Origin of the sequence: Kitasatospora sp. NPDC018058 (genome assembly GCF_044327205.1) — a bacterium.
Lineage (GTDB): Bacteria > Actinomycetota > Actinomycetes > Streptomycetales > Streptomycetaceae > Kitasatospora.
The window spans coordinates 29,369-54,064 of sequence record NZ_JBIRFA010000035.1 but is presented as its reverse complement, the minus strand read 5'-3'; the positions used below and the strand labels follow the sequence as shown (position 1 = coordinate 54,064).

The 24,696-nt window shown below is 73.8% G+C and carries 25 protein-coding genes; 11 read left to right on the top strand and 14 right to left on the bottom strand.

The annotated features are described in order from the left end of the window. Window positions 1-5 precede the first annotated feature (5 nt). The gene (locus tag ACH4E7_RS34665; protein WP_396253135.1) at window positions 6-869 is read left to right on the top strand and encodes a biotin-dependent carboxyltransferase family protein; all 864 of its coding nucleotides are present in this window, start codon (window positions 6-8) and stop codon (window positions 867-869) included. A 32-nt stretch (window positions 870-901) separates the two neighbouring features. Here the strand turns inward: ACH4E7_RS34665 and ACH4E7_RS34660 are convergent, their stop codons facing one another. After that, window positions 902-1,828, bottom strand: coding sequence for an aminoglycoside phosphotransferase family protein (locus ACH4E7_RS34660; RefSeq protein WP_396253134.1), 927 nt, complete (start codon window positions 1,826-1,828; stop codon window positions 902-904). Between the two features lie 123 nt (window positions 1,829-1,951). Next, entirely contained in the window at window positions 1,952-2,722 is a 771-nt protein-coding gene (locus tag ACH4E7_RS34655; protein ID WP_396253133.1) for an alpha/beta fold hydrolase, read from the bottom strand. A 145-nt stretch (window positions 2,723-2,867) separates the two neighbouring features. Between ACH4E7_RS34655 and ACH4E7_RS34650 the strand changes: the two genes are divergently transcribed. The 3 genes from ACH4E7_RS34650 to ACH4E7_RS34640 all read left to right on the top strand — a co-directional run bounded on the left by ACH4E7_RS34650 (window position 2,868) and on the right by ACH4E7_RS34640 (window position 4,958). Beyond that, a complete protein-coding gene (locus ACH4E7_RS34650; RefSeq protein WP_396253132.1) occupies window positions 2,868-3,428 on the top strand; it encodes a PadR family transcriptional regulator in 561 nt (186 codons plus the stop codon). Window positions 3,429-3,485: 57 nt separating this feature from the next. After that, window positions 3,486-4,199 carry a class I SAM-dependent methyltransferase gene (locus tag ACH4E7_RS34645; protein WP_396253131.1) on the top strand — a complete coding sequence of 238 codons (714 nt, stop codon included), beginning with the start codon at window positions 3,486-3,488 and terminating at the stop codon, window positions 4,197-4,199. A gap of 204 nt (window positions 4,200-4,403) precedes the next feature. Beyond that, the gene (locus ACH4E7_RS34640) at window positions 4,404-4,958 is read left to right on the top strand and encodes an undecaprenyl-diphosphate phosphatase (protein WP_396253130.1); all 555 of its coding nucleotides are present in this window, start codon (window positions 4,404-4,406) and stop codon (window positions 4,956-4,958) included. Window positions 4,959-5,102: 144 nt separating this feature from the next. On the opposite strand, the gene ACH4E7_RS34635 is transcribed toward ACH4E7_RS34640, so the two are convergent. Further along, window positions 5,103-6,602 carry a HEAT repeat domain-containing protein gene (locus ACH4E7_RS34635; protein WP_396253129.1) on the bottom strand — a complete coding sequence of 500 codons (1,500 nt, stop codon included), beginning with the start codon at window positions 6,600-6,602 and terminating at the stop codon, window positions 5,103-5,105. 286 nt (window positions 6,603-6,888) lie between these two features. Here ACH4E7_RS34635 and ACH4E7_RS34630 point away from each other — a divergent pair, with 286 nt between their 5' ends. Beyond that, a complete protein-coding gene (locus tag ACH4E7_RS34630; RefSeq protein WP_396253128.1) occupies window positions 6,889-7,425 on the top strand; it encodes a PAS domain-containing protein in 537 nt (178 codons plus the stop codon). A gap of 90 nt (window positions 7,426-7,515) precedes the next feature. Here ACH4E7_RS34630 and ACH4E7_RS34625 read toward each other — a convergent pair whose 3' ends face one another. Further along, the gene (locus ACH4E7_RS34625; protein WP_396253127.1) at window positions 7,516-8,997 is read right to left on the bottom strand and encodes a hypothetical protein; all 1,482 of its coding nucleotides are present in this window, start codon (window positions 8,995-8,997) and stop codon (window positions 7,516-7,518) included. Window positions 8,998-9,467: 470 nt separating this feature from the next. On the opposite strand from ACH4E7_RS34625, the gene ACH4E7_RS34620 reads away from it, so the two are divergent. After that, window positions 9,468-10,679 (top strand): phosphotransferase, encoded by a 1,212-nt coding sequence (locus ACH4E7_RS34620; RefSeq protein WP_396253126.1) that lies wholly within the window; start codon window positions 9,468-9,470, stop codon window positions 10,677-10,679. A gap of 57 nt (window positions 10,680-10,736) precedes the next feature. On the opposite strand, the gene ACH4E7_RS34615 is transcribed toward ACH4E7_RS34620, so the two are convergent. The 4 genes from ACH4E7_RS34615 to ACH4E7_RS34600 form a co-directional block, all read right to left on the bottom strand. Beyond that, window positions 10,737-12,029: an acyl-CoA dehydrogenase family protein gene (locus tag ACH4E7_RS34615; RefSeq protein ID WP_396253125.1), complete on the bottom strand. Its 1,293-nt coding sequence runs from the start codon at window positions 12,027-12,029 to the stop codon at window positions 10,737-10,739. A gap of 167 nt (window positions 12,030-12,196) precedes the next feature. Then, window positions 12,197-12,280, bottom strand: coding sequence for a putative leader peptide (locus tag ACH4E7_RS34610; protein WP_396253162.1), 84 nt, complete (start codon window positions 12,278-12,280; stop codon window positions 12,197-12,199). A 67-nt stretch (window positions 12,281-12,347) separates the two neighbouring features. After that, window positions 12,348-12,842 carry a hypothetical protein gene (locus ACH4E7_RS34605; protein WP_396253124.1) on the bottom strand — a complete coding sequence of 165 codons (495 nt, stop codon included), beginning with the start codon at window positions 12,840-12,842 and terminating at the stop codon, window positions 12,348-12,350. A gap of 784 nt (window positions 12,843-13,626) precedes the next feature. Next, window positions 13,627-13,884 carry a DUF397 domain-containing protein gene (locus ACH4E7_RS34600; protein WP_396253161.1) on the bottom strand — a complete coding sequence of 86 codons (258 nt, stop codon included), beginning with the start codon at window positions 13,882-13,884 and terminating at the stop codon, window positions 13,627-13,629. A gap of 369 nt (window positions 13,885-14,253) precedes the next feature. On the opposite strand from ACH4E7_RS34600, the gene ACH4E7_RS34595 reads away from it, so the two are divergent. Continuing rightward, complete coding sequence (locus ACH4E7_RS34595; RefSeq protein ID WP_396253123.1) at window positions 14,254-14,793, top strand: PTS-dependent dihydroxyacetone kinase phosphotransferase subunit DhaM; 540 nt, start codon at window positions 14,254-14,256, stop codon at window positions 14,791-14,793. A 22-nt stretch (window positions 14,794-14,815) separates the two neighbouring features. Here ACH4E7_RS34595 and ACH4E7_RS34590 read toward each other — a convergent pair whose 3' ends face one another. Then, window positions 14,816-15,304, bottom strand: a complete 489-nt coding sequence (locus ACH4E7_RS34590) for an NUDIX hydrolase (RefSeq protein WP_396253122.1) — start codon at window positions 15,302-15,304, stop codon at window positions 14,816-14,818. 354 nt (window positions 15,305-15,658) lie between these two features. Beyond that, entirely contained in the window at window positions 15,659-15,931 is a 273-nt protein-coding gene (locus tag ACH4E7_RS34585; RefSeq protein WP_396253121.1) for a hypothetical protein, read from the bottom strand. A gap of 342 nt (window positions 15,932-16,273) precedes the next feature. Between ACH4E7_RS34585 and ACH4E7_RS34580 the strand changes: the two genes are divergently transcribed. Further along, on the top strand, window positions 16,274-17,359 hold the full coding sequence (locus tag ACH4E7_RS34580) for a polysaccharide deacetylase family protein (protein WP_396253120.1): 1,086 nt from the start codon (window positions 16,274-16,276) through the stop codon (window positions 17,357-17,359). Window positions 17,360-17,877: 518 nt separating this feature from the next. Here the strand turns inward: ACH4E7_RS34580 and ACH4E7_RS34575 are convergent. Beyond that, complete coding sequence (locus ACH4E7_RS34575) at window positions 17,878-18,648, bottom strand: glutamate racemase (protein WP_396253119.1); 771 nt, start codon at window positions 18,646-18,648, stop codon at window positions 17,878-17,880. 57 nt (window positions 18,649-18,705) lie between these two features. Here ACH4E7_RS34575 and ACH4E7_RS34570 point away from each other — a divergent pair, with 57 nt between their 5' ends. Beyond that, entirely contained in the window at window positions 18,706-19,854 is a 1,149-nt protein-coding gene (locus ACH4E7_RS34570) for a glycosyltransferase (RefSeq protein WP_396253118.1), read from the top strand. A gap of 43 nt (window positions 19,855-19,897) precedes the next feature. Continuing rightward, entirely contained in the window at window positions 19,898-20,644 is a 747-nt protein-coding gene (locus ACH4E7_RS34565; protein WP_396253117.1) for an SAM-dependent methyltransferase, read from the top strand. Window positions 20,645-20,662: 18 nt separating this feature from the next. Here the strand turns inward: ACH4E7_RS34565 and ACH4E7_RS34560 are convergent, their stop codons facing one another. From ACH4E7_RS34560 to ACH4E7_RS34550, 3 genes are all read right to left on the bottom strand, one after another. Next, window positions 20,663-21,538: an alpha/beta fold hydrolase gene (locus ACH4E7_RS34560; RefSeq protein ID WP_396253116.1), complete on the bottom strand. Its 876-nt coding sequence runs from the start codon at window positions 21,536-21,538 to the stop codon at window positions 20,663-20,665. A gap of 72 nt (window positions 21,539-21,610) precedes the next feature. Continuing rightward, complete coding sequence (locus ACH4E7_RS34555) at window positions 21,611-22,285, bottom strand: thiol:disulfide interchange protein DsbA/DsbL (RefSeq protein ID WP_396253115.1); 675 nt, start codon at window positions 22,283-22,285, stop codon at window positions 21,611-21,613. A 103-nt stretch (window positions 22,286-22,388) separates the two neighbouring features. Then, the gene (locus tag ACH4E7_RS34550; protein WP_396253114.1) at window positions 22,389-23,594 is read right to left on the bottom strand and encodes a glycosyltransferase family 4 protein; all 1,206 of its coding nucleotides are present in this window, start codon (window positions 23,592-23,594) and stop codon (window positions 22,389-22,391) included. 437 nt (window positions 23,595-24,031) lie between these two features. Between ACH4E7_RS34550 and mscL the strand changes: the two genes are divergently transcribed. Next, on the top strand, window positions 24,032-24,481 hold the full coding sequence (gene mscL / locus ACH4E7_RS34545; RefSeq protein WP_396253113.1) for a large conductance mechanosensitive channel protein MscL: 450 nt from the start codon (window positions 24,032-24,034) through the stop codon (window positions 24,479-24,481). Window positions 24,482-24,696: the final 215 nt, after the last annotated feature.

Here is a 24,696-nt window from a genome sequence, read left to right as displayed (position 1 = left end):
CTGAGTTGGGCGAACTGCAGGTGGTGCGGCCCGGGCCGCTGACCACCGTCCAGGACCTCGGGCGACGCGGCGTCGCCCACCTCGGGGTGCCCCGGGCCGGGGCGCTGGACGAGCCGGCGCTGCGGGCGGCGAACCGGCTGGTCGGCAACGAACCGGGGGCCGCCGGGTTGGAGACCACCCTCGGCGGGGTCGCACTGCGCGCCGTCCGGCCGGTGCTGGTCGCGGTCACGGGCGCGCCCTCCCCGGTGACGGTGGACGGACGGGCGGCCGCCTGGGGTGCGCCGGTCGCGGTCCCGTCCGGGGCGGTGGTCGAGGTGGGCGCGGCGACCGCCGGGGTGCGCGGCTATCTGGCGGTGGCGGGCGGCATCGACGTCCCACCGGTACTCGGCAGCCGCTCCGCCGACCTGCTCTCCGGCCTGGGCCCCGCCCCGCTGGCCGAGGGCGACCGGCTGCCGGTCGGTGCTCCCCCGCCGTACCGGGACCGGGCCGACCTGGTGCCGCTGCCCGCTCCCCCGGCCGAACTGGTGCTGCGATTGCGGCTCGGCCCGCGCGCGGACTGGTTCGCACCCTCGGCACTGGCCCGGCTGGCCCGGGACGGGTACCGGGTCTCCCCCGCGAGCAACCGGATCGGGCTGCGCACCGAGGGCCCTGCGGTCGCCCGTACACGGGAGGGTGAACTGCCCAGCGAGGGCATGGTGTTGGGCGCGGTGCAGATCCCCCCGGACGGGCAGCCGGTGGTCTTCCTGGCCGACCATCCGACCACCGGCGGCTACCCGGTGGTCGGCGTCGTACCGGCCGCCGACCTCTCGGCCGCCGCCCAGGCCCGGCCGGGGACGCCGGTGCGCTTCGTACTGCTGCGGGAGCGCTGAGGCCGGGAGCGTTGGGTCGGAAGCGCCGCAGGTCAGGAACGGTCCAACAGCAGTTCGGCGATGGCGCGTTGGGCCGGGTCGAGCGCCGTCTCGCCCTCCTCCGCCGCCCAGGCCGCGTTCTGCAGCACCCGGGTCAGCGTCCAGGCTGCGGCCACCTCCCGGTCCAACTCCAGTACGTCCACCAGGAGGTCGAAGCGCAACCGCAGCGCCCGACCCGGGTTGCCCCCGGCCCGCAGGTCGTCCCAGCGGTTGCGCAGGGCGGGCAGCAGCTCGAAGCCGGGGTGCCCGGCGAGCGGTTTGGGGTCGATGGCCAGCCAGGGTCCGCGGCCGCTGCCCGGCAGCGGGGCGAGGACGTTGCCGTAGTGCAGGTCCCAGTGCAGCAGCCGGTCGCCCGGCTCGGCGCGGACCTCACGCAGGGCGGCCGCGCAGTCGGCGACCAGCCGCCGCTCGCCGGGGTCGACGAGGGCGGCCGCCACCGCCGGGGCCCGCATCAGCAGGCCATCCGAGAGGTCCGTCAACCTCCGCAGCCGCGCGGGAGCCTGATGCCTGGTCAACTCCCTGAGCAGTTCGGCGATCACTCGCAGCGCCGCCAGGTGGTCGGGCAGGTCGAGCAGCGATCGCGACGGGTCCAGGCGCTCCAACAGCATGGAGCCGGAAGCCGGTTCGCAGTCGAGCAGCCGGACGGCGCCGCGTCCGCCCCAGGCCCGCAGGGCGTCGGGCTCGCCCGCCGTCTCCTCGTCCACCGGCTGGAGCTTGAGTACCGCGGGCGTTCCGTCGGCGCGCCGCACGGGCAGCACCAGTCCGACCACACCGTGGGACGTCGGCCCGTCCGGGCGCAGTTCCCACCGCTCCAGCAACTCTCCTGCCAGGATGGGGAGTCGGGCCGCCCAGACGCGGCCCTCCTCGCCCAGGAACTCCTCCAGCGACTCGGTCAACGCGGGCGGCACGGCAACCGGCATCGGGCGGGCTCCTCTCGGGCGGTCCCGTTCAGCCTAGTTCGGACTCAACCCGCGTTGCGGGCTCAACGCGCGCTGAGCTCCTTCCACGCCGAGCCCATGACGTTGAGCTCAGCCGCGTTGAGCTCATTCCGCGCCGAGCGCTTCCGCGGCCGCGCTCGCGAAGCCCTCCAGATTGTCGAGCATGATGTTGTGCCCGCAGTCCGGCACGGCCACCACCCGCACGCCCGCCGCCTGCAGCCCGTCGACGCCCTCCGGCTCGCCGTCCGCCGCCGGGTGGAGGAAGGTACGCGGGAGGTCCAGCCCGAGCAGCAGTTCGCGCATGGCCGGCTCACTGCCCCGGGCCAGGTGCAGGGCGCTGCGGTACAGGCCCTCCGGTCCGGCCAGCCGCATCGTGGACCACCAGAACGGGCCGACCCGCTCGGCGACCTCTGCCCGCCCTTCGGCCAGGAACTCCGCCTCGGTGTAGCTCGCGATCCCGCTGCTGCCGATCCGCTGCCGACCAGGGGTGATCGGGTCCAGGTTGGCGTCCACCAGGAGCAACCGCGCGACCAGTTCGGGGTGCCGGTGCGCCAGGACGATCGCGATGGCGCCGCCCATGCTGTGGCCGACCACCTCGACCCGGTCCAGCCCGGCCGCCGCTACGGCCGCAGCGACCGCGTCGGCGTGCGCCTCCAGGGTGTAGTCGAAGTCTCCGGGCCGGTCACTGATGCCGAAGCCGAGCAGGTCGAGCAGCAGCGAGCGGCGCCCGGTGAGCAGCGGGTGGGTCGCGGCCGCGGCGAAGTAGACCGGCGAGCTGGCGCCCAGCCCGTGCAGGTAGACCCGGGCGGGCTCGGCGCCGGGCAGTTCGACCCAGCGGATCCGGTCGCCGTTCGGGGTGACGGTGGCTTCGCGCATGCGCACACACTCCTGGTTCGAAGGACTCGAAGGACTCGAAGGACTCGAAGAGGCCGGTGGAATCGCGAAGACCATACCTCGATGCCGAGGTATCACGGAAGCGATATACCCGCGCCACGAGACATGGATCTGAGAGGGTGGCCCCATGCTGAAGCTCGCCATCCTCGGATTCCTGTACGACCGGCCGCTGCACGGCTACGAGCTGCGCCGCCACCTCGCCGGGCTCACCGGCCACATCCGCCCGATCAGCGACGGCACGCTCTACCCCGCGATCAAGCGCCTGGAGGCCGACGGCCTGCTGGTCCGCGAGACCGAGCCCGGCAGCGCCGCCGCACCCCGACACACCCTGCACCTCACCGAGGCCGGCCGCACCGCACTGCTCGACACCCTGCGCGCGCCCGAGCCGCTGGACATCAGCGACGGCAACCGCTGGACCACCCTGCTCTCCTTCCTGCGCCACCTCGACGACCCGGCCGCCCAGGCCGCCGTGCTCCGCCGCCGACTGGCGTTCCTCTCCGAGCCGGCCAGCTTCTACTACGACGGCGACCGTCCGCGCAGCGCCGAGGAGTTCACCGACCCGTTCCGGCGCGGCCTGCTGCTCACCGCCCGCGCCACGACCGAGACCGAACTCTCCTGGCTGCGCGCAGCCGTGGCCGAGCTGGAGGGCGCCGCACGGACCGGTGCACCGGCGGAGCCGACAGACTGACCGAAAGCCGCCGAACCGTCCTTCCCCACTCGCCCCGCCCGTGTTCCGATGGTCCCCATGGGCAACGACACGAACATGAGCGACGAGCGACGCCGGGGTTACGACGGCACGGGTGCGGGCGCGATCACCCCGGACGGCTGCGCGGTCGAGGTGTGGACCCGACTCCCGGTGGGCAACGCACCGGACGTGATCGAGTCCGCCGTGCCGCCCGGCGCGAGCATTCTCGAACTGGGTTGCGGCGTCGGCCGGATGACCCACCCGCTGGTCGACCGCGGCTTCACCGTCACGGCCGTGGACGAGTCCGCCGAGATGGTGGCCCGGGTCCGCGCGGGCGTCCGCACCGTGCGCAGCGCGATCGAGGAACTGGACCTCGGCGAGCGCTTCGACGTCGTCATGCTCGCCTCCTTCCTGGTGCACGCCGGCGATGTGGCCGTCCGCCAGGGCCTGTTGGAGACCTGCCGCCGCCATGTCGCCGAGGACGGCTGCGTGCTGGTGCAGCGCGAGGGTGAGGACTGGCACCTCAACGTGCCACGCGAGAGCCGGATCGGAACGGACGGGACGGCCCGGATCCTCTCCGCCACACCGGTGGGCGACGGGGTGAACTCCGTCCACGCGCAGTACGAGTTCCCGGACGGCACCTGGACGCAGACCTTCCTGTCCCGTCCGCTCACCACGGAAGCCTTCGAACAGGCCCTGGCGGACGCCGGCCTGCGGGTCGAGACGTATCTGACGGAAGACCGCACCTGGGTCAGGGCCCGGCCGCTCGGCTGAGCCGTGGAGGCCCGGCGCGCAAAGGCCGATTAAAGGGTGAACAAAGAACTGTCAATTTCACCCCGTACCATCGACCGCGCGCCGGGCCCGCGCGCGGCCCGGGTCCGCGCGGGTCGCGGTCGTCCGCACGCCCGCTCCGACCCGCAAGGACCCGCCGATGCCGCACCAGCACAGCGCCCGCCCGATACCCCCGGCGGATGCCTGGTGATCGACTGGCTCCACGGGGCCGTTCTCGGCCTGATCCAGGGGCTCACCGAGTTCCTGCCCATCTCCTCCAGCGCCCATCTGCGGGTGTTCTCCGCCCTGCTGGGCTGGGACGACCCGGGCGCGGCCTTCACCACCGTCACCCAGCTGGGCACCGAGGCCGCCGTGCCGATCTACTTCCGCAAGGACATCGCCGGGATCATCCGGGCCTGGGCGCTGTCGCTGTTCCGCCCGGCGCTGCGCTCCGACCCGGACGCCCGGACGGGCTGGTTCGTGATCATCAGCACCCTGCCGATCGGCATCCTCGGCAAGCTGTTCCGGGACACCACCGAGACGCATCTGCGCGACCTTCGGATCATCGGCACCACGCTGATCGTCTTCGGCCTGGTCCTGGCCTTCGCGGACCGCACCCGCGCCGTCCGCCACGCCCGTCCGATCACCGACCTGACCCTGCCGCACGGCGCCGGCCACGGCTTCGCCCAGGCGCTGGCGCTGATCCCGGGCGTCTCCCGCTCCGGCGGCGTACTGGCCCCGGACGCGGGTTCGATCAAGTAGAACGCCGTTCCACAAAAGACATCCGAGACGCCGGATCGGCCGGAAAAGCAGTGGGCCGGGACACCTTCGCGGTGTCCCGGCCCACTGAACGTTGAGGACCAGCGCCCCGGCGTCGCCCCGCAGGCGGGAGCCTGCCGACGGGACCTAACGCCCGAACTCCCGGGCGGCGGTCAATCGGCCGCGGACGGCGGCGTGGACCTCGGCCTCCTCGGCCGGGTCGGCGGCGAGCCGTCGCAGCCGCTCCAGCACACGCGCGTCGCCCGTGGTGGCGACATGGCGCGCGGCGAGCTCACGCGTGGACTCCTCGCAGTCCCAGAGGCACTCGACGGCGGGCCCCTCGGGGAAGTGCACATCGGTGACGGCGAGCGCCCGGGCGGCGCGGCCGCGCAGTTCGGAGGAGGCGGCCTCCCCGTAGATGTGGCGCAGGACCGGTACGGCGTCGGCGGCGGCCAGCCGCCCCGCACCGTCGACCAGTGAACCGAGCCCGGTACCGCTGACCCCGCGCACGGACATCCAGCGGCGCAGCCCGGCGACCACCAGCGGCGCGTCGACCGGCTCCCCGGCGTCGGCGAGCAGGCGGACGGCGGCCTCGCCGAGCGCGCTGTCGGCGCCCCCGCTGGCCGGGTCGGCCCAGCGGCGGGCCTGCGCCAGCACCTCGGGGCCGCGCATCCGGCCGAACAGCTCCAGCGCGGCCCGCACGATCCGGTCGTCCACGTCAGCTGCGGCAGCCTCGATCAGTTCGAGGGCGGCCGGGTCGCGTTGGTCGACCAGGTAGCGCAGGGCGGCCCGCCGGGCGCCGGTCAGACCGCCGCGGGCGGCTTCCAGCAGCACGGGACGATCCTCGGGGCGGACCACGGCGGTCAGGCAGCGGGCGGCCGCGGCGGCGCGGCGGTCCACGGCATCGGGCGCGGACGGGTCGTCCTCGGCCCGCACGGGCTCCGGGCGGGACAGGAAGGCGCCGGCGCCGAGGTCGCCCAGCTCGCCCTGGTCGGCCCAGACCAGCACGTCGGCGGTGGACCAGCCCGGGGTGACGCCGCTGCGGTTCAGCTGGCGCTGCCAGAGGTCGAAGGGTGACTGCTCGCTCGCCGCGGAGACTCTCGGGTGGTAGGCCGCCCACAGCCGCCAGGGCCGGGGCTCGTACGCGTTGCGGATGAACTCGCGCAGCTCGGCGTCGCCCTCGGGGCCCGGCGGGAAGCGGTCCAGCACGGCGGTGCCGAGCAGCAGCAGGCCGCGGTCGTCGTCGCGCAGGGCGAGCTCGTCCAGGGCCCAGGCCCAGTTGGCGCCCGTGGCGGCGTACTCGCGCAGCATCAGCAGTGCGTCCCGCCGGCCGTAGGCGGCGAGGTGGCCCAGGACGGAGAGGGCGAGACCGGTGCGGTTCTCGTCGTCGCTGACGAGGTCCTCGGCTGAGTGGAGGTGGTCCTCGATCCCGTCGAGGGAGGCCTCCAGCTCCATGTAGAGGCGGGCGTAGTAGAGGGAGCGGCTCTCGACCTGCCAGTCAGCCCGCGGATCCCTGGTGACGCACTCCTCCAGCGCGGCGATGGCCTCGGCACGGTCGGCGGCCAGCGCATGGAGCTGCCCGTCACCACGGCCTCGCTGCAGGAGGCCTAGGAGGCTGGCACTGGGTGCTATCACTGGCTCGAACATGAGGTCAGCATCCGTTGCGGCGGTCGTAGTGGCAACGGGATTTCCGTCGCCGGGGTCTCTGGTCGGTACTGCGGTGGGCGCCCGGGCGCCGGAATCACCGAAGGTTACCGCCTCGGGCCCCCTTCCGCACACAGGGCGACGAAGGCCGCTGCCACAGTGGCATATGCCAGGGGAATTTTGCCTGCGATCTGTCCAAATCGCCCACAGCGGCGAGGACGCTGTGCGACAGTCTTCTCACTACCCAACGACCCGCACACGGCTGGTCGCACCGAGCGATGGACCCGTCATGAACATGCCCTTAGGCGCCGCCCGCCCGCCGGACACCGCCATGGTGGACGGCACCCCGGCGGGCGCCGACGGCCCGGGCGCCGCGGGCAGCACCGACCACGCCCGCGACGAAACGGACGGCGGCACCGACAGCGGAACGGACGGCAGAGTGGACGGCACGGCGCAGGAGCCGTCCGGCCCCTACCTCGGCAACGGCGGCGCCGACGACCGGTTCGTCGGCTCGGCCGAGTGGGACCTGCTGACCGACGGCATTCGCTGGAACGCGGAGACCTACCTCCTCCTCGGCTGCGACCCGGGCCGCGGCCCGCTCAGCCTCGACCGGCTGCCCGACCGCCTTCCCGAGGCGGACCGGCCGCTGCTGCGCCGGATGATGACCGACGCCCTGGTGCACGGCCGCCCGGCCGCCGGCACCCTGCGGATCCGCCGGACCGACGGGCGGCACGACAGCGTCCAGTGCGCGGGCGAGCCCGTGCTCGGCGCGGACGGCACCGTCACCGCGCTGCGGATGCTGCTCCGGCCGGCCCCGCCCCGCTGAGCCGCACCCCGAATCCTCCCGGGCGAGCGAGCACGCCACCCACCCGCCTCACGACGGCCGAGGCCGCACCCCGGCCCGTCACCACCCGCCTCACGACAGCCGCGGCCGGTTCTTGGTGTCCGCCGCCCGCAACTCCCGCCCGAGCTCCGCCCGCAGCTCGTCCACCACCGGCAGCCCCCGGTACCGCGCGGTCAGCCGGTACATCTCGCGCAGCCGGTCCCAGGTCCGGTGCGAGGAGTTCTGGCCGATCAGGTTCATCACCATCTTGGCCTGGAACTCCGCCGCGTCCGGCTCCCCGGTGATCCAGTGCACCGAGGCCAGGGTGATCCGGTCGAACAGTGCCGAGCGCAGTTGCCCGGTGCCCTCCCGCAGGGTGATCACTTGTTCCGCGTGCCGCTGGGCCAGGGGAGCCGCCGCCTGGTCGTGCTCGGACAGCGTGCGCAGCACCAGCGCCTGCATGCCGCGCAGCTCCGCCTCGTCGAAGACCTGCATCCAGTTCGGCGGCGGCTCCGGCGCCTCCTCGGTGAACAGTTCCTCGGCCTCGCCGAGGAGGCGGTAGGTGTCCTGGGAGTGCCCGATAGAGGCGTGCGCCCAGGCCTCGACGGTGTTGAACATCGCGCGTGTTCTGGGCAGCAGCCGGCCGCCGGAGGCCTTGGCCGCCGACATCAGGTCGATCGCGTCGTCGGCCCGGCCCAGGTGCACCATCTGCCGCGCGGCCCGGGAGATCGCCTCACCGGCCCGCGGCCGGTCGCCGGCCTCCTTGGCCGCCTCGGCCGCGATCATGAAGTACCGCTGGGCAGTGGGCTCCAGCCCCACGTCGTGCGACATCCAGCCCGCGAGCACCGCGAGGTTGGCCGCGACCAGCCACAACCGCTGCTCCACGACCGGACTGTGGCGGTGCGTCAGAAGGCCGCCCACCTCGTTGAGTTGACCGACCACGGCCTTGCGCTGGAGCCCGCCGCCGCGCGCCGCGTCCCAGGCGCGGAACACCTGCACCGAGCGCTCCAGCGACTCCACCTCGTCGAGCCCGACCGGGCCCGCGTCGTACACGTCCACCACCGGGCGCGCGCCGGCCCCGGTGACCACCTGGCGGGGCCCGGGCACCGAGGCCGCGTACGCGACCGCGTCCCCGCCCAGCCAGCCCTTCAGCGAGTCGGCGATGACCGCCCCGGCCGTGAGCGCGGCTCCCGCACCCACCAATCCACGTCGGTTCAGCATGAGGTCCATTCCCGTGAACTCGGTGAGGACCGCGGCTGTTCGCTCCGGCGACCATGGCGCTGCTGCGGACGGCTCCGCTCCGGACCTGGTGGGCCGGTGTCGTTCCAGACCGAGGTCCTCAGTGGTGACGACACGTCCGAGCCGCTCCGTGAACACGGCTGCCAGCACCCTCGGTACCGGATCGCGCGGGATCTCCCCCTGCTCGATCCAACGCCGTACCCTCGACGTGTCGGTGGACAGCTGCTGCTGCCCCATCGCGGCACCCCGACGGTTGACCAGCCGCGCCAACTCGCCCTTGGACCATCCGGTCAGGACGAACAGATCGGCGAGTCGGGTGTTGGGTCCCCTGCTCAATGAAGCCCCCAGGTTCCTCGGCTTCCTCCGAGGCTAGAGGCTCCGGCAAGTGCCAGGCGAGCATTCGCCACCGTTCGCCAGGGCCCGCCAGACTACTAAGCCAGTGCCCGACGGGTGTGTTGTAGGGGTGCGCCACCTCGCCCCCGGGTCGGGCGGCGTCCCACCTGGGTCGGGACAGTCCCCCGACCGTGGCACGGGACGCTCCCGGTCATCACCCGAGGGGGTGGCGCGGCCGGGTGGCGCGGGGGCGCCGGGCACGGCCACGGCGATCCGGCCGACCGCATTCCCCAGGGTGCGGACGGCCGGAGCACTGCCGAACAGGGGTTCCGACCCCGCGTCCGTGCCCGGCGCCCGCGCACCACCCACCGACCGAAGCAGGGCCGCCGTCGCACCAGGAAGCACACGGCACCGGCCCTCCCCCGCCCCGCGGGGTAACCCGCCGACGGACCGGAAGGGACCACCCTCAGCCCATGTACTCCTCAGCGACGACCCCCACGCCGACCGCGACCCGCACCGCGCTGCGCCCCCCCACCGCAGCCGCCGGCCGTCCCGGCCCGAAGCAGGCGCCCCCGGCGAGCCGCCCGGTGGCTCCGCGGGGCACCGAGGGCCGGTCCACGGACGCCCGGGTCCCGGCCGGCCGTACGGCGCTGGGACTGAGCGGCCCGGTGGCCGCCCCGCCGGCCGGCCACCGCCTCCCGCTCGCCCGCCAGGCCGACGGCCAGGTGCTGCGGGCCCGCCGGCCCGGCCAGCCCGCCGCGCCCGAGCGGATCGACCCGTCGGCGCTGCAGACCCCGGCGGTACGGGCCGCGTTGGCGAGCGTCGCGCGGATATGTCCGGCTTTCACCCCGCGCCAGGTCCTGCGCGAGGGCAGCCGCCACATCCTGGTGGCGGGCACCATCGGGCGGGCCCCGGTGGTCGCCAAGTGCCTGGCGCCGCAGGCGGTGCGGAGTGAGTACTTCGAGCAGCTGGTGGCGGACTTCCACCACGAGGTCGCGGTCTACCGGGCGTTCGTCCGGCACCGCCCGCCGGTGCGGCTGCCCCGGCTGGTCGCGGCCGACCACGACCGCTGTGTGCTGGTCATGGAGCGCGTTCCCGGCCGGCCCGCCGCGCGGGAGCGGCACCCGGTCAACGCGCCCACCCCGGGCGAGGTGCGGGCGCTGCTCGGCGCGGTCCGGACGCTGAACCTCTGGCGGCCGCCGAGCGACGTGTTCCAGCCGCGCCTGGACTACCAATTGGAGATCGCCCGCTACCACTCGGTGGGCCAGCTCACCGACCGGGACGCCGGCGACCTGCGCGGTCTGCTGCACGGTCTCAGCCACACGCCGCTGCAGCTGTGCCACGGCGACGCCCTGCTCAGCAACATGCTGCTGGCGCCGTCCGGCCCGGTGCTGGTCGACTGGGAGCAGGCCGGCTGGTACCTGCCGGGCTACGACCTGGCGGTGCTGTGGAGCGTGCTCTCCGGCGACACGGCCGCCCGCCGCCAGATCAGCCAACTCGCCCAGAGCGGCGGCACGCTGGCCCGGGACGCGTTCCTGGTGAACCTGGTGCTGGTGCTGATGCGGGAGATCCGGCTGTACGACGTGCCGGGCGCCGGCGAGGAGCAGCGGATCATGATCCGCCGCCTCTACGACGACGCCGCGCTGGCCCGTCGGGCCGTCCGGGCCGCAGTCGGGACCCGCTGAACCGGCTTGCTACGGCACGGACTTGCCACGGCACGGGCCGGTCACGGCGCGGGCTTGTCAGGGCCGGGCGCCGCGCTCCAGGGCGGCCCGGCCGGCGGCCTCCAGGACGGCCTCCTCCGGCGCCAGGTGCACCCGACTGCTGAGCACGTCCCGCAGGTAGCGCTCCAGCGGGTGACGCCGGCTCAGCCCCGGGTTGCCGGTGAGCGCGACGGCCTGCTGGACCGCCGCGGTGGCGGCCCGGGTGGCCAGCACGTGAGCCGGACCGGTCCGCGCCACGGCGTCCGGCTCGCCCCGGTCCACCCGGAGGGCCAGGCCCTCGACCAGTTCCTCGGCGCCGATCAGGTGGGCCTCGATCTCGCCGAGGGCGCAGCGGTAACGGGGCAGAGTGCCGAGCGGTTCGGTCAGATTGGCCGGAGTGCGCTGGTCGAGGAAGCGAACCAGCCAGGATTCGGCGGCCCGGGCGACCCCGATCGCCACTGCGGCGAGGGCCAGATCCTGCCAGGCACGGGAGAGTTCGGCCTCCGGGCCGTCCTCCTGCCCGGGGCCGGGGGCACCGAGGCCGAGCGCCAGTTCGGCCGGCACCCGCACCTGGTCGAGGACCACGTCGTGGCTGGCGCTGGCCCGCAGGCCGAGCTGGTCCCAGGTCGGGTCGATCTCCAGGCCCTCGCTCTCGCCGCGGACCAGGAAGATGCCGATCCTCGGCTCGGGCTCGTCGGTCCGCGCGGTGACCGCCATCCAGGCCAGGGCCTCGGCGCCGGTGCAGTAGGTCTTCCGGCCGGTCAGCAGCCAGCCGTCGTCGTCCCGTCGGGCCACCGTCCGCGGCAGTCCACCCGGCTGGCCCCCGGGCTCCGCCCGGAGGGTGTTGACCAGCGCGGGCCCGCGCCGGGACTCGGTGAGCAGCCGCCGGTAGCCGGCCGTCGGCCAGGTCGCGCGGCGGGCCTGCTCGGCGTGCCGGAGCAGGGTGAGGGCGGTGACCACGGCCACCGAGGCGTCGCCGCGGCCGAGTTGGGCGAGCATCCGGACGGTGTCGGCAAGCGTGCCGCCCGGTCCGCCGTACCGCTGGGAGACGGTCAGGGTGAGCAGCCCGGCCTCGTGGACGGCCTCGACGCCCTGGTACGGGAAGGTGGCGTCGCGGTCGTGCTCCTCGGCGCGGGCGGCGAGCAGGTCGACCACCCGGGGCAGTCCGGCCAGGGCGGCCTCGACCGCGGTGCGGTCGGGCGCGAGCGGCGCGGAGTGGCTTGAACCGGGACGGCCGGAAGTGAGCCGCTCGGAAGTGGGCTGGCCGGAATCCGATGATTCGGTTCGAGAACGATCGTTCGTAGGACGATCGGTGACAGGGCGGGTCGTCATGATGCTGGTGCCTCCGGGCGGCAGCGTGGGCTCAGCGGGTGCGTACGGCACGCCGTACGGGCGTGCGGAACCGGCCGGCGGCCCCGGAGGTCGACGCACGGCCCGCCCCCGGATTCGGCGCCGACCGGGTCAGGCCGGCTGCCCGCCGCCACGGGGACGAATCCCCCTCAGCGCCCCGGACACACCGCACTGGCGGTACGCCGCAGGTCGAGATGCCTGCGACGGGTCAACAGCGGGAGGCGGCACGACATGTCCGCGACTGTACGAACCGGTGATCGAAACCGTCAAGCAGCGCCCGGGCCCCGGGGGCGCGCCCGGTCAGCCCTGCTGGAACATGTCGGCCGGAAGCGGCTTCAGCAGCTGATACAGGTCGTCCGAAATCGGTCGGTCCCAGGACGCGATGGTGACCAGGACGCCGTCACTGCGGCCGAACTGGGCGCAGAACACGCGCTCCTCGCTGACCTTGATCTTCTTCACGATCAGCAGGTCGTCCCCGAGCATGACCGGGAAGTCCTCGGCCGAGACGAACTCGACCGGCTCGTCGTTCTCCAGCGCCGCGAGCAGCTGCCGCACCTCGAAGGGCACGCTGTCGCCGGTCTCCCGGGCGGGCGAGCCCTCGGGGAGATTGCCGATGAACATCGCCGGGCCTCTGCCGCCGAACAGGTCGTAGCGCAGGAAAATCCCCTGGCAGGAGCCGTCCGGGCCGGTCATCATGGCCGCACCGAAGTCGCCGGGCCAGTCGCCCGGGTCCATCGCGAGCACGTCGAAGTCCGGGCCGGCGGGCTGTCCGGAGCGACGGCGGAGAAATGACATGGGAACATCGTACGTGCCCGGCACACCGCGCTCGCGAGGTGGGTGGGGCACCGACTCGGGACCGGCGGGAGATCGACGCTCAGAGACCAATGTTGACTCTGAGCAACCGTCCGGGCTACGTTCGGTTCAGCACGACAGCCGTTCTGGGTTTCACCCTTCGGGGGGACGGCATGTCGCAACGCGGCCCTACACGCGTATCCCTCACTGTGCACTTGTCGTGCCGAAAAGCCGAGCACCCAGCTTCGTCATCGCACACAGCACAACACACAAGCCAACAGTTCCATGCAACAAGAGCCAGATCCGCGGGGCCCCGGCCCGTCGCTCCCGTGGATCTGCTCGGGACGCCGCCGCGTGGGGGCGTGCGGGTCCCGAGCAAAAGGCGCCGTCACCCGAGTCGCTCTCGGCTTCGGCGCCAGCCTCCCGGCGACTGCCGGCCCCTTGTGGGCCGGGACCGGCCGACGCACCCCGGTGCGCAGGGGATGACTGGGAGGATGGCCTGGCAATACTGCCGGGCCGCACAGCAGGCGCCGTGTCTGGCCGCGTGGGGGCGGTGGGCACGGCGTCTGCCTGTGCTCATACTCTGAGCTGCGTTTGTCTAACAGTCAACAGAAATTCTGACGGGGCACGCTCAAAGAATCATCGGATGTGATGTTCGGTGCCGACATCAGCCGCCGAACCACCCGCGGAGCGGACCCGCTCGCCGCGCACGTCCGTGCCGGAGGGGTCCGCTCCGCGGGTACGTGTCGGCGCCTCAGGTGCGCCGGCGGCCCGGTGAGGCCGGGCCTCAGGTGAGGTCGAACTCGCCGTCCCGGGCACCGAGCACGAAGGCCCGCCACTCTGCCGGGGTGAAGACCAGGATCGGACCGTCCTCCTGGCGGCCGTCCCGCATCCCGATGTACCCGTCCACGAAGGCGATCTGGACGTCCCCGACGCCCTGGCTGCTGCACAGCCACTCGGCCCCGGTGAAGTCCACCTTCGGCTTCCCGTTCGGCGCGAGCTCCGGCTGGGCGCCGGCCTCCTCGATGCCCGTCCCGCTGTTCACTGCCACTGACCGATCTCCTCCCGACGACATTCCACGGCCAGCCTAGCCACACCGCCCGGGCCCGGTCAGCGGGTTGACGAGGACTCCACCGGGCGGGGAGGCGGGGCCTCGCAGGAGCGCCGCCGCAGGAGCGGTCGAGGCTCCACGGCGCCCGTCGCCCTCCTCGCGGCCCGGTCGAGGCCCGGTCGGGCCCCACCGGGGCTCGTACGCGCCCCGGTGGGGCCCCTCCGAGCCCGCTGCGGCTCGTCCGGGCGCGCCGGAGGCGTGTCCCGAGCGACGGGGGCCGGGGGCAGCTGCCAGAGTGCTGCCAGGGCGCGTACGGCCCCGAACCCACCACCCAGCCCACGACCCCGCCTTAGGGAGCAGCCGATGAGCCGCCGGGACGGCAGCCGCGCAGACGTCATCCCCATCTCCGACGCCCCCTCGGCCCACCCCCCGGCACCCCGCACCCCACCCGTACCCACCCCGCGGCCCCGACCGACCCCCGCCCGGCCGGCCACGCACGGCCGGGTCGGAATCGTCCTGGTCTCGCACAGCCAGGAACTGGCCACCGCCGTACGCAACCTGGCGCTCGCTCTGACCGGATCCGACTCCCCCACGCCGGTCGCCGCGACCGGCGGCGATCCGACCGACGGGCCGGGCATCAGCGCGGTACTGGTGGCCGCCGCCACCCGGCGGGTCGACCAGGGGCACGGCGTGGTGGTGCTCGCCGACCTGGGCGGGGCGGTCACCACCGTCCGGGCCCTGCTCTCGGACGCCGACGAGCACGGCCTGCCCTTCCCGGTCCGCTTCGCCAACGCCCCGTTCGTGGAGGGCGCGGTGGCCGCCACGGCGACCGCCACGGCGGGCGGGGACCTGACGGCGGTGCTGGACGCGGCGGAGGAGGCCTACCGGCAGGGGAAGATCTGACGGGGCCGCGGGCCGACGGGCTTCACGGACGCTCCTTGCCGTCCCAGCTGAAGATCGCCGGGCCCTGGCACTCCAGGGCGTGGCGCAGCCGCTCGTACTCGGTGTCGATCATCGGCGGCAGCTCGTCCAGCCCGAACCAGCCGACCTCCAGCGACTCGTCGTCGTTCACCCGTGCCTCGCCGCCGACCGCCCGGCAGCGGAAGGTGAGCACCAGGTACTGCGTCACATCGCCGTTCGGGTAGGTGACCTGGGGCGAGACGGTGACCGAGGCGAGCAGCTCGGGAACGACCACCACCCCGGTCTCCTCCAGGCACTCGCGCACCACCCCGTCGGCGGGCTGCTCGCCGGGGTCCAGGATGCCGCCGACCGGCGCCCAGCGCCCGTCGTCGGCCCGGCGGGCGAGCAGCACCCGTCCCCGGTCGTCCACGGTGACGGCGACGACGGAGCTCAGCCAGAGCGGGCGGGTGCCGACCATGGAGCGGAGTTCGGCGAGGAAGGGGGGAATGGCCATGCCGCGAGCCTATCCAGCCACCCCGGCTGATCGCCGGGGGGAGGTCACCGTACGGGGTGGTGGCCGTACATGTGGTCGCCTTACGGGTGGTCGCCGTGCGGGCCGACGGGGCGGGCCGGCGACGGACGCGGCCACACCCGGTCTGCCGCTCATCGCTCCCCTCCACGGCGCTCCGAGTCGCAAGAATCTATTCACAGTAAGGGGAGAATGAAGTGGTTGTCCGGGAATGGTGAAAGAGGGGGCCTCGGATTGTCGGACAAGATGGAATTCGGTCAATCTGACCAATTTCACTCGATCTGTTGATCTATCGCTCAACAGTTCCCGGGTGACGGCTCGGGTCCGGCTCCGTTCCCGCTAGAGCGTGGCGCGCCGCCGGTCACGCAACACCCCGAAGGCGATCCGGCCGAGCAACAGGACCCCCGCCGCCAGGCAGCCGGCCACCGCCATCGCCCAGGCCGGTCCGTCACTGTCCGGAACCATCACGGCCACGACGATGCCCAGCGCCAGGCAGGCCAGGCCGACCATCGCCAACGGGATCTGGTGGGTGACCAGGGCTCCACCGCTGCACGCCCGGGCCATCCGGCTCGCACCGTGCAGGTGCAAGGGATCACGGTCCGCATCTGCCATGAGCCCAAGGTACCCCGGGCGCGCGCCCGCGGCAGCCCGCGGGGAGCGAGGGATCCGACACTCAGGGCAACCGGCCGTACGGGGGTGCTCCCGACCCGCGGAGCCGTGTTCCTGCTCCACAATCAGTCCACGAAAAATCCTCGTCCCCCCGGTACAACCATCCATGCGGGGCAGCGGTCTCAATGACATCGAGTGATCCAGGAGCCGTTCACGGGACGGGTGAGAACCCCCCACCAATGAACCGGAATACCCAGGGAGCGGAGCCGCCGCCTCCTGGAGTCGGAGGCCGGGCTCCGTCCTCCGGCGGGACCGCCACGCCGCTCGGCGACCGAGGGGGAACCGTTGCCGCAAACCCAGTCCACCACACCGATCTCCATCGCCCGCGCCAGGCCCGTGCCCGGCGTGCGGGCGCTACCGCCGCCCACCGGGTGGGCGGCCGACCACTACCGCGCCGACCATCCCGGCGCCGACCCGCACCGGACGCCCGTCACCGCGGGGCACGCCGAGACGGAACGACAGGACGCGCGGGGCGAATGGCTGCGGTTCGCCCCCGTGCAACCCCTGTTCCGGGCCCGGGCCGCCCAGCGGCTCGCCGTCCTCGCGTACCACGGGGTGACCGACCACCGCTCCTTCGGCGCCCAGCTCGACCGGCTGCGAAGACTGGCCACCCCGGTCTCACTCGAAGCCGTGCTCCAGGCCGTCACCGAGCGGCGGCCGCTGCCGCCGCGCAGTGTCCTGGTCACTTTCGACGACGCCGACCGAAGCGTCCTCACCCACGCCCTGCCCGCCCTCGACGCGCGGGGCATCCCCGCGACCGCCTTCGTCATCTCCGAGCTCATCGGCACCGAGCGCCCCTTCTGGTGGCACGAGGCCGACTTCCTCGCCCGCCACGGCGGCCGCGCCCGCTCGCTCGACTGCGGCCGCCCGTCCCAGCTGCTCCTGCGGCTCAAGGCCATGCCCGACCCGGACCGACGCCGCAGCCTGCACGAGCTGCGGGCCAGCGCGGACCGCCGACCGCCCCGCCAGGAACAACTCACCCCCGCCGACCTGCTCGCCCTGCGGGACGGTGGCGTCGCCATCGGCAACCACACCCAGGGGCACCCGTGCCTCGGCCGCTGCGACGACGCCACCGTCCGCGCCGAGATCACCGGCGCCCACGAAGCCCTCACCCGCTGGCTCGGCGAACCCCCGACCGCCTTCGCCTACCCCGACGGCGGCCACGACCCCCGTGCCGAAACCGTCCTGCAGGAACTGGGCTACCGCCTCGGCTTCCTCTCCGACCACCGCCTCGGCCCCCGCCTCCCCACCCACCCCCTCCAGATCAGCCGCCTCCAGGTCGACTCCACCACCAGCACCCGCCGCTTCGACACCATCCTCTCCGGCCTCGAACCCGCCTACCGCCGCTGGCGCCGCCAAGCGGTCGCCTGACACCACCCCCGCCGTGGGGAAGCCAGCCGGGACTCGGCTTCCCCACGGCGGCGGACTCGCTCCGGCCCATGCCTCGCCGCGACGGCACAGGGCGGTCCACGTCCGACCAGCCGCTCGGTTCGTTCATGCGGCAGGCTGCGTGCCTCTCAGGCACGCAGCCTGCCCGGACGGCGCACGAGCTTCCGCGCGGGCACCGGTGGGGTGCGACCGAGCGGCTCCCACCGAAGGCATCGGGCCCGAAAGCACAATGCCGCTCCGGTGGGGTGCGACCGAGCGGCTCCCACCGAAGGCATCGGGCCCGAAAGCACAATGCCGCTCTGGCACACACCGTGCCCGCGCGGCCAAGCCCGGGGGATGGCTGATTCAGCTCGGTCTCAAGCTTCGGGAAGGCCCACGCCGCGCAGGAAGTCGACCTGGCCGACTTCCCGTGCGAACGGCCGAGAAGCTGCCGGCCGGGCGACCCGTTCGAGTCGGTCGGGAAGCCGCAGGATGAGAAGTCGGCTGGGCCGACGCTCCCGTCAGGGGATGAGGGTGGCCAGGGAGCGGCCCTGGGGGTAGAGGGCGGCGGCCTCGGGGAGGGTGGCCGGGGCGCCCGCGTGGAGGACGGTGAGGGTGCCGGTGCCGGTGCGGGTGGGGTCGGCGATGCGGCGGAGGGCCTGGGCGGCGACGGCGTCGGCGGAGCCGTGGAAGGTGAGGGCCGCGGAGGCGGTGGGGGCGACCGCGGCGCGGATGCGGTCCTCGACGAGTTCGTAGTGGGTGCAGCCGAGCACGATCGTGTCGGTGCCCACCGGCGTACGGGCGGCGGCGTCGGCGATGGCGCTGGTGATGGCGTCGTCGTCCCCGTGCTCGACGGCGTCCGCGAGGCCCGGGCAGGCGACCTCGGTGACCTCGGCGGTGCCGCCGAAGTCGCGGATCAGGCCGCGCTGGTAGGCGCTGCCGGTGGTGGCCGGGGTGGCCCAGATGGCGACGCGGCCGCCGAGTGCGGCGGCGGGCTTGATCGCCGGGACGGTGCCGATGACGGGCAGTCCGGGCTCCAGTTCGGTGCGCAGGGTGGCGAGCGCGTGGACCGAGGCGGTGTTGCAGGCGATCACCAGCGCGTCGGGTTCGTACGCGGCCGCCGCCCGGCAGCAGCCGAGGGCCAGCTCGGTGATCTTTTCGGGTGTGCGCGGCCCCCACGGCATCGAGGCCGGGTTGGAAGAGAGCACCAGATCGGCGTCCGGCCGCAGCTTCCGAACGGCGGCGGCGGCGGCCAGCAGGCCGATTCCGGAGTCCATCAGTGCGATCTTCACGGGGCAAGACTTTAGTCGATCCTCCCGACGGAGCCCGTTCTGCGGCAGACTTCCGGGGTGACCGTCCTGCTGTGGATCGCCGCGTTCTCCCTGCTGGTCTGGCTCTGGCTGGCGTGCTGCCACGGATCGTTCTGGCGCACCGACGTGCGGCTGCCGCCGCGTCGCCCGCCGGTGCGGTGGCCGTGGGTGGCGGTCGTGGTACCGGCCCGGGACGAGGCGGCGGTGCTGCCGCTGAGTCTGCCGACACTGCTGGCGCAGAAGTACCCGGGGCGGGCGCGGGTGATCCTGGTGGACGACCACAGCTCGGACGACACCGGCGCACTGGCCGCGGAGCTGCGGACGATGGACGGGCTGGAGCTGACCGTGACCACCCCTCCCCCGCTGCCGTCCGGCTGGACGGGCAAGCTGTGGGCGCTGCGGCACGGGGTGGAGCTGGCCGGTCCGGACGTCGAGTATCTGCTGCTGACGGACGCGGACATCGCGCACGGCCCGGATTCGCTGGCCGACCTGGTGGCCGCCGCCGAGAGCAACGGGCTCGACCTGGTGTCGCAGATGGCCCGGCTGCGGGCGGAGACCGGCTGGGAGCGGCTGATCGTCCCGGCCTTCGTCTACTTCTTCGCCCAGCTCTACCCGTTCCGCCGGAGCAACCGACCCGGCGCCCGGACGGCGGCCGCGGCGGGCGGCTGTTCCCTGGTGCGGCGGGATGCGCTGGAGCGCGCGGGCGGGGTGGCGGCGATCCGGGGGGCGGTGATCGACGATGTGTCGCTGGCCCGGGCGGTGAAGTCCTCGGGCGGGCGGATCTGGCTGGGCCTGGCGGAGCAGGTGGACAGCGTCCGTCCGTACCCGCGGTTGGAGCAGTTGTGGCGGATGGTGTCCCGCAGCGCGTACGCCCAGTTGAGGCATTCGCCGCCGCTGCTGCTCGGAACGGTGCTGGGGCTGGCGCTGGTGTACCTGGTGCCGCCGGTGGCGACGGTGGCCGGGCTGGTCGCGGGGGCTCCGGCGGTGGCGGCGGCCGGCGGGGCGGCCTGGGCGCTGATGGCGGGCACCTATCTGCCGATGGTCCGGTACTACGGGCAGCCGGCCGCGGCCGTGCTGCTGCTGCCGTTCACGGCCTCGCTGTACCTGCTGATGACGGTGGACTCGGCGGTGCAGCACTGGCGCGGCCGGGGCGCGGCCTGGAAGGGCCGGACGTACTCACGGGCGTGAGAAAAGCCCGGCGCTCCGGGCCGGGCGGATTCATACTGCTCGGATGGACCATCAGCAGATCTCCCGCCTCGCTCATGCCCACCACCCGATCGCGGCACCGCTGGCGGACGAGTCGGTGGCCCGTCTGCTGGACCGCGCGCTCGCCGGGCAGGAGTCCGGCTGGGCCCTGGACCTCGGCTGCGGCGAGGGTGCCTGGCTGCTGCGGGCGCTGGCCGCCCGACCGGGCTGGCGGGCGGTGGGGGTGGACCAGGACGCGGAGGCGCTGACCCGGGCCCGGGAGACGGCGACCGCGCTCGGTGTGGTGCGCCGGATCGGCCTGCACCATCTGGACGCCCGGGAGTTCACCGCCGAGGAGCCCTTCGACCTGGTGCTGTGCGTGGGCGCCACCCACGCCTTCGGCGGGCTGCTGCCGACGCTCGCGGCCGCCCGTGAGCTGTTGGCCCCGGGCGGCCGGTTGCTGGTCGGCGAGGGCTTCTGGGAGCGCGAGCCGTCCCGGGCCGCGCTGGACGGGCTGGGCGCTGCCCGGGAGGCCTTCGCGGACCTGGCGACCACCACCGACCGGGTGCTCGCGGAGGGCTGGACCCCGGTGTACGCGCATGTCACCACGGCGCGGGAGTGGGACGACTACGAGTTCTCCTGGACCGGTTCGCTGGCCGCGTGGGTGCTGGACCACCCGGAGCACCCGGGCGCGGCGGCCGCCCGCGAGGCTGCGGACCGCCACCGCACCGAGTGGCTGCACGGCTATCGGGGGACGCTCGGCTTCGTCACCTACCTGCTGCGCCGCGACTGAACCATCGTACGGGGCAGGCTACTTCTGCGTGCGCGCGAGGAAGTCGTCGATCAGCGGGGCGATTTCGGGCAGCTTCTCCTCCAGCGCGAAGTGCCCGGTGTCGAAGACGTGCAACTCCGCCTCGGGCAGGTCGCGCAGGTAGGCGTGGGCGCCGGCCTCGGTGAAGAACGGGTCGTTGCTCCCCCAAACCACCAGCGTGGGAGGCTGGTTGGTGCGCAGCCACTCCTGCCAGGCCGGGTAGAGCTCGACATTGGAGAAGTAGTCGAGGGCCAGTTCGACCTGGATGTCCTTGCGGCCGGGCAGGTCGAGGAAGTGCTGGTCGAGCGTCCAGCCGTCGGGGGCGACCAGGCTCGGGTCGCCGGTGCCGCCCTCGTACTGACTGCGGGTGATCTCCAGGGTGAGGATCGACCGGGCGGCGTCCTCGGCGCCCGGGACGCCGCGCTTGTTGGCGATGAACTCCCTTGCCTGGTCCGAGAGTCCCTCCTCATAGGCATTGCCGTTCTGGACCACCAGGCCGGTGATCCACTCGGGCCGGCGGGTGGCCAGGCGCAGGCCGACGGGTGCACCGAAGTCGAAGACGTACAGCGCGAAGCGGTCCAGGCCGAGCGCGAGGCAGAAGCGTTCGACCACGTCGGCGAGGGTGTCGAAGCGGTAGCGGAAGGCGTCGGGCGCGGGGCTGTCGCTGTGGCCGAAGCCCGGGTAGTCGGGGGCTATCAGGCGGTAGCGGGTGCCGAGCGCGTCGAGCAGCCGGGCGTACTGGTGCGAGGCCGAGGGGAAGCCGTGCAGCAGCAGGAGGACGGGGGCGTCGGCCGGGCCGGTTTCACGGTAGAAGACGCGCAGGCCGTCGAGGTCGACGTAGCGGTGGTGGACGTGCGGGATCGTCAGCTCGCTCATATTAACCATTAAACAGCATCTGAATGGTTAGACAAGGGGTGGGCTGACCCCACGTCACCGGTCCGGCCACGCTCAGCGCTTCTGCGGCCACTCCTGCTGCACCAGGTAGTTCAGCACCTCGGGCATCGCGTCGACGCCGCCCGCCTTGGTCGGCGAGGTGCGGTACTCGCCCTGGACGACCACGGTCGGCAGCTCGTCGATGCCGTAGCGGACGAACTGGGCGGCCGCGTCGTCCACCGACTCGCGCACCTCGGTGGAGCGGTAGGCCTGGCGGAACAGCTGGGCGTCGACGCCGTGGCGCACCACCCAGTCGACGGCGGCGGCCTCGGTGGTGAGGTCGACCCTGTCGTTGTGGATCGAGCGGAAGGCGCCGGTCTGCAGGCGCTCGACCAGGCCGAGGCGCTCCAGCGTGTAGTACAGGCGCGCGTGGGCACGCTGGGTGCCCTCCCCCGGGTCGCCCGGCCAGATCGCCGGGACCCGGCGCAGCGCGACGTCCGCGCGATGCTTCTCCGCCCAGGCCTGCAGCGGCTGTTCGAGCTGCTGCGAGTGCTCGCAGTCGTACCAGAAGAACTCGACCGCCTCGGTGCGGGCGCTCTCGCGCACCGGCTGCGGGTGGTCGAGCTTGACGAACTGGACGCCCTCGGAGGGGGGTTCGTGGGACACCGCGCCGGCCTGAACGGGGGATGCGGCGATCCCGGCGGCGACGGCGAGCAGGACGGTTGACCGCAGCAGCGACTTCGAGTTCACATCGGGAAGTCTGCTGGCGACGGTTCGCTACCGGCGGGTCGGTGCGGAGCGGCGGGCCCGGATTCGCCCGAACGGCGCAGCTGGCCCGCGAACGAGCCGCCCGTCAGCGCGAGTCGGAAGCGCCGGTCCACACCTCGGCGACCAGCCGCTGCCAGTCGTCCACCACCGCACCGAGCTCGAAGTGCTCCAGCGCGTGCGCCCGGGCGGCCGCACCGAGGCCCGCCCGGTTGCAGGCGAGCACCTTGGCGAGTGCCTCGGCCAGGGCGAGCGGGTCCCCCGGGGCGACCAGCGCGCCGGTGGCGCCGTCCCGGACCACCTCGCGCACCCACCCGACGTCGGTGGCGACGGCTGGCACCCCGGCCAGCGCCGCCTCGATCAGCGCACCGGGCACGCCCTCGCTGTCGCTGGTGAGCAGCAGGGCGTCGGCGGCCCGGTACAGCGGGACGGGGTCGGGCAGGGGGCCGAGGAAGTGGGCGCGGGCGGCCGCCGGGTGGCGGGCCAGGGTCTCGCGCAGCGGGCCGTCCCCGGCGACGGCCAGCCGGACGTCGGGCAGCCGGTCGAGCACGTCGAGGGCGAGGTCGAGCCGCTTCTCCGGCGCTATCGCACCGATCCAGGCGACCAGCAGGACGTCCGCGGGCAGGCCCAGGGCGTGCCGGGCGGCGCGCCGCTCGGCCCGGCCGTCGGCGGGCGGATAGCTCTCGGCGGCACGGGAGTTGGGTATCACCCAGACCTTGCCGCCGGGGAGCTGGAACTGCCCCTCCAGGACCTCGCGCGCCTCGGCGGTGAGCGTGGTGACGGCGGCGGCGCGGTGCATCAGCGCGCCGCCGCGCAGTCTGCGCAGCCGGTTGGCGGTCCAGTAGCGGGGGTGGCCGACCGAGACGTAGACGAAGGGGGTGCGGGTGCCGGCCAGGGCGAGGGCGCAGGCGGCCAGGGTGTCGGAGCCGTGCGCGAGCACCACGTCGGCGGCGCGGGCGGCGGAGCGCAGCGCGCGCAGGGTGCTCGGGCGCAGCCGACCGGGGCCGAGGACGGCGGCGGTGCGCAGGCCGGCGGTGTCGGGGCACTCCTCGTCGCAGGCGCCCGGAACGACCGTCTCCGCGCTGCACACCCCCGAAGCGACCGTACCCGACCGGGCGGGTGGCACGGCCGGGTGCGGGGCGAGGGCGCACAGTGCGGAGGCCTGGCCTCGGCGGCGCAGTTCCCGGTGGAGGTCACGGGCGAAGTTCTGGGCGCCGCCCCGGCGCGAGTCACTGATCAGATGCAGGACGCGCGGGCGGGCTCCGGCCGAATCGGCCGCCGTATGGTCGGGCATGGACAGACCTTGGCACAGCACCACGGCCGGTACAGCCCCTTCGCGCAACCCGGTGGTGGCCAGTGCGCCCGCGCCCGTACACCCGATGTGCGCTGAAGGCCCGCCGTCGTGCGCCGGGTGCGCCCGCCGTGCGCCCCGCCTCGCCCCGGGCCGCTCCGGACGGCCGCCCCTCCGCTCCGCCGCGCTCCGCCTCAAGTCGCCGGCCGGATCAAGTCGCCGTCCGTACCGCCCGGTTGTCCGGCCACGACGCCACCGATGGGCCGGTACGCGGAGCGCCCGCGCGTCGCCCGGGAAGGCGGGCACCGGCGATCGGCCGGTTACGCGGATCGGGTGAACGCGGTTGGACCTCGGCCCGGGCCGCTCGGCAGGATGTCCGGCCGGGGCGGCTCCGCTCCATCCCACCTCCCCCCTTCTCCGTTCGGATTTGGAGTCACCCGGTGTTCAAGGGATTCCGCAGCTTCCTGCTGCGCGGCAACGTGGTGGATCTCGCGGTCGGCATCGTGATCGGCGCGGCCTTCACCGCCGTCGTCACCGGGTTCGTCAGCGCCTTCCTCACCCCGCTGGTCGGGGTCGCCACCGGCGCGGTCGGCGACTTCACCCAAAAGACCTTCGACGTGGGCGGCACCGAGTTCCCGTACGGCCTCTTCGTCAACGCGCTGATCGGGTTCGTGCTGGTCAGTGCGGTGATCTACTTCGCCGTGGTGGTGCCGGTCGGCAAGCTGCGGGCCCGCTTCGAGTCGGCCGAGCCGACGCCGGTCGCCAAGGCGGACTGCCCGGAGTGCCTGAGCTCGATCCCGGCCGCCGCGACCCGCTGCTCCTTCTGCACCTCCGAAATCGCCGCCCGGCCCGCCCTGCCCGCGCAGGGCCAGGCGCTGCACTCGCGCTGACGGCCCCGCAGGAAGCCCCCACCGCTCGGGTCGCCAACCGGACCGCCGTCCGGATCGCCCGCTGTGGGCGCTGACGGGAAATTTATTCCCCAAACATTCACGAGCCTCTGTCGGCCCGTCGGCGGGGGCTTGAATGCGCCGGCGCACGCCCTGTCCGCAAAAGTTTCTCCGCAGGGCCCACAGCCGTCCATCGGCCGGTCACCGCCAGGTCTTGC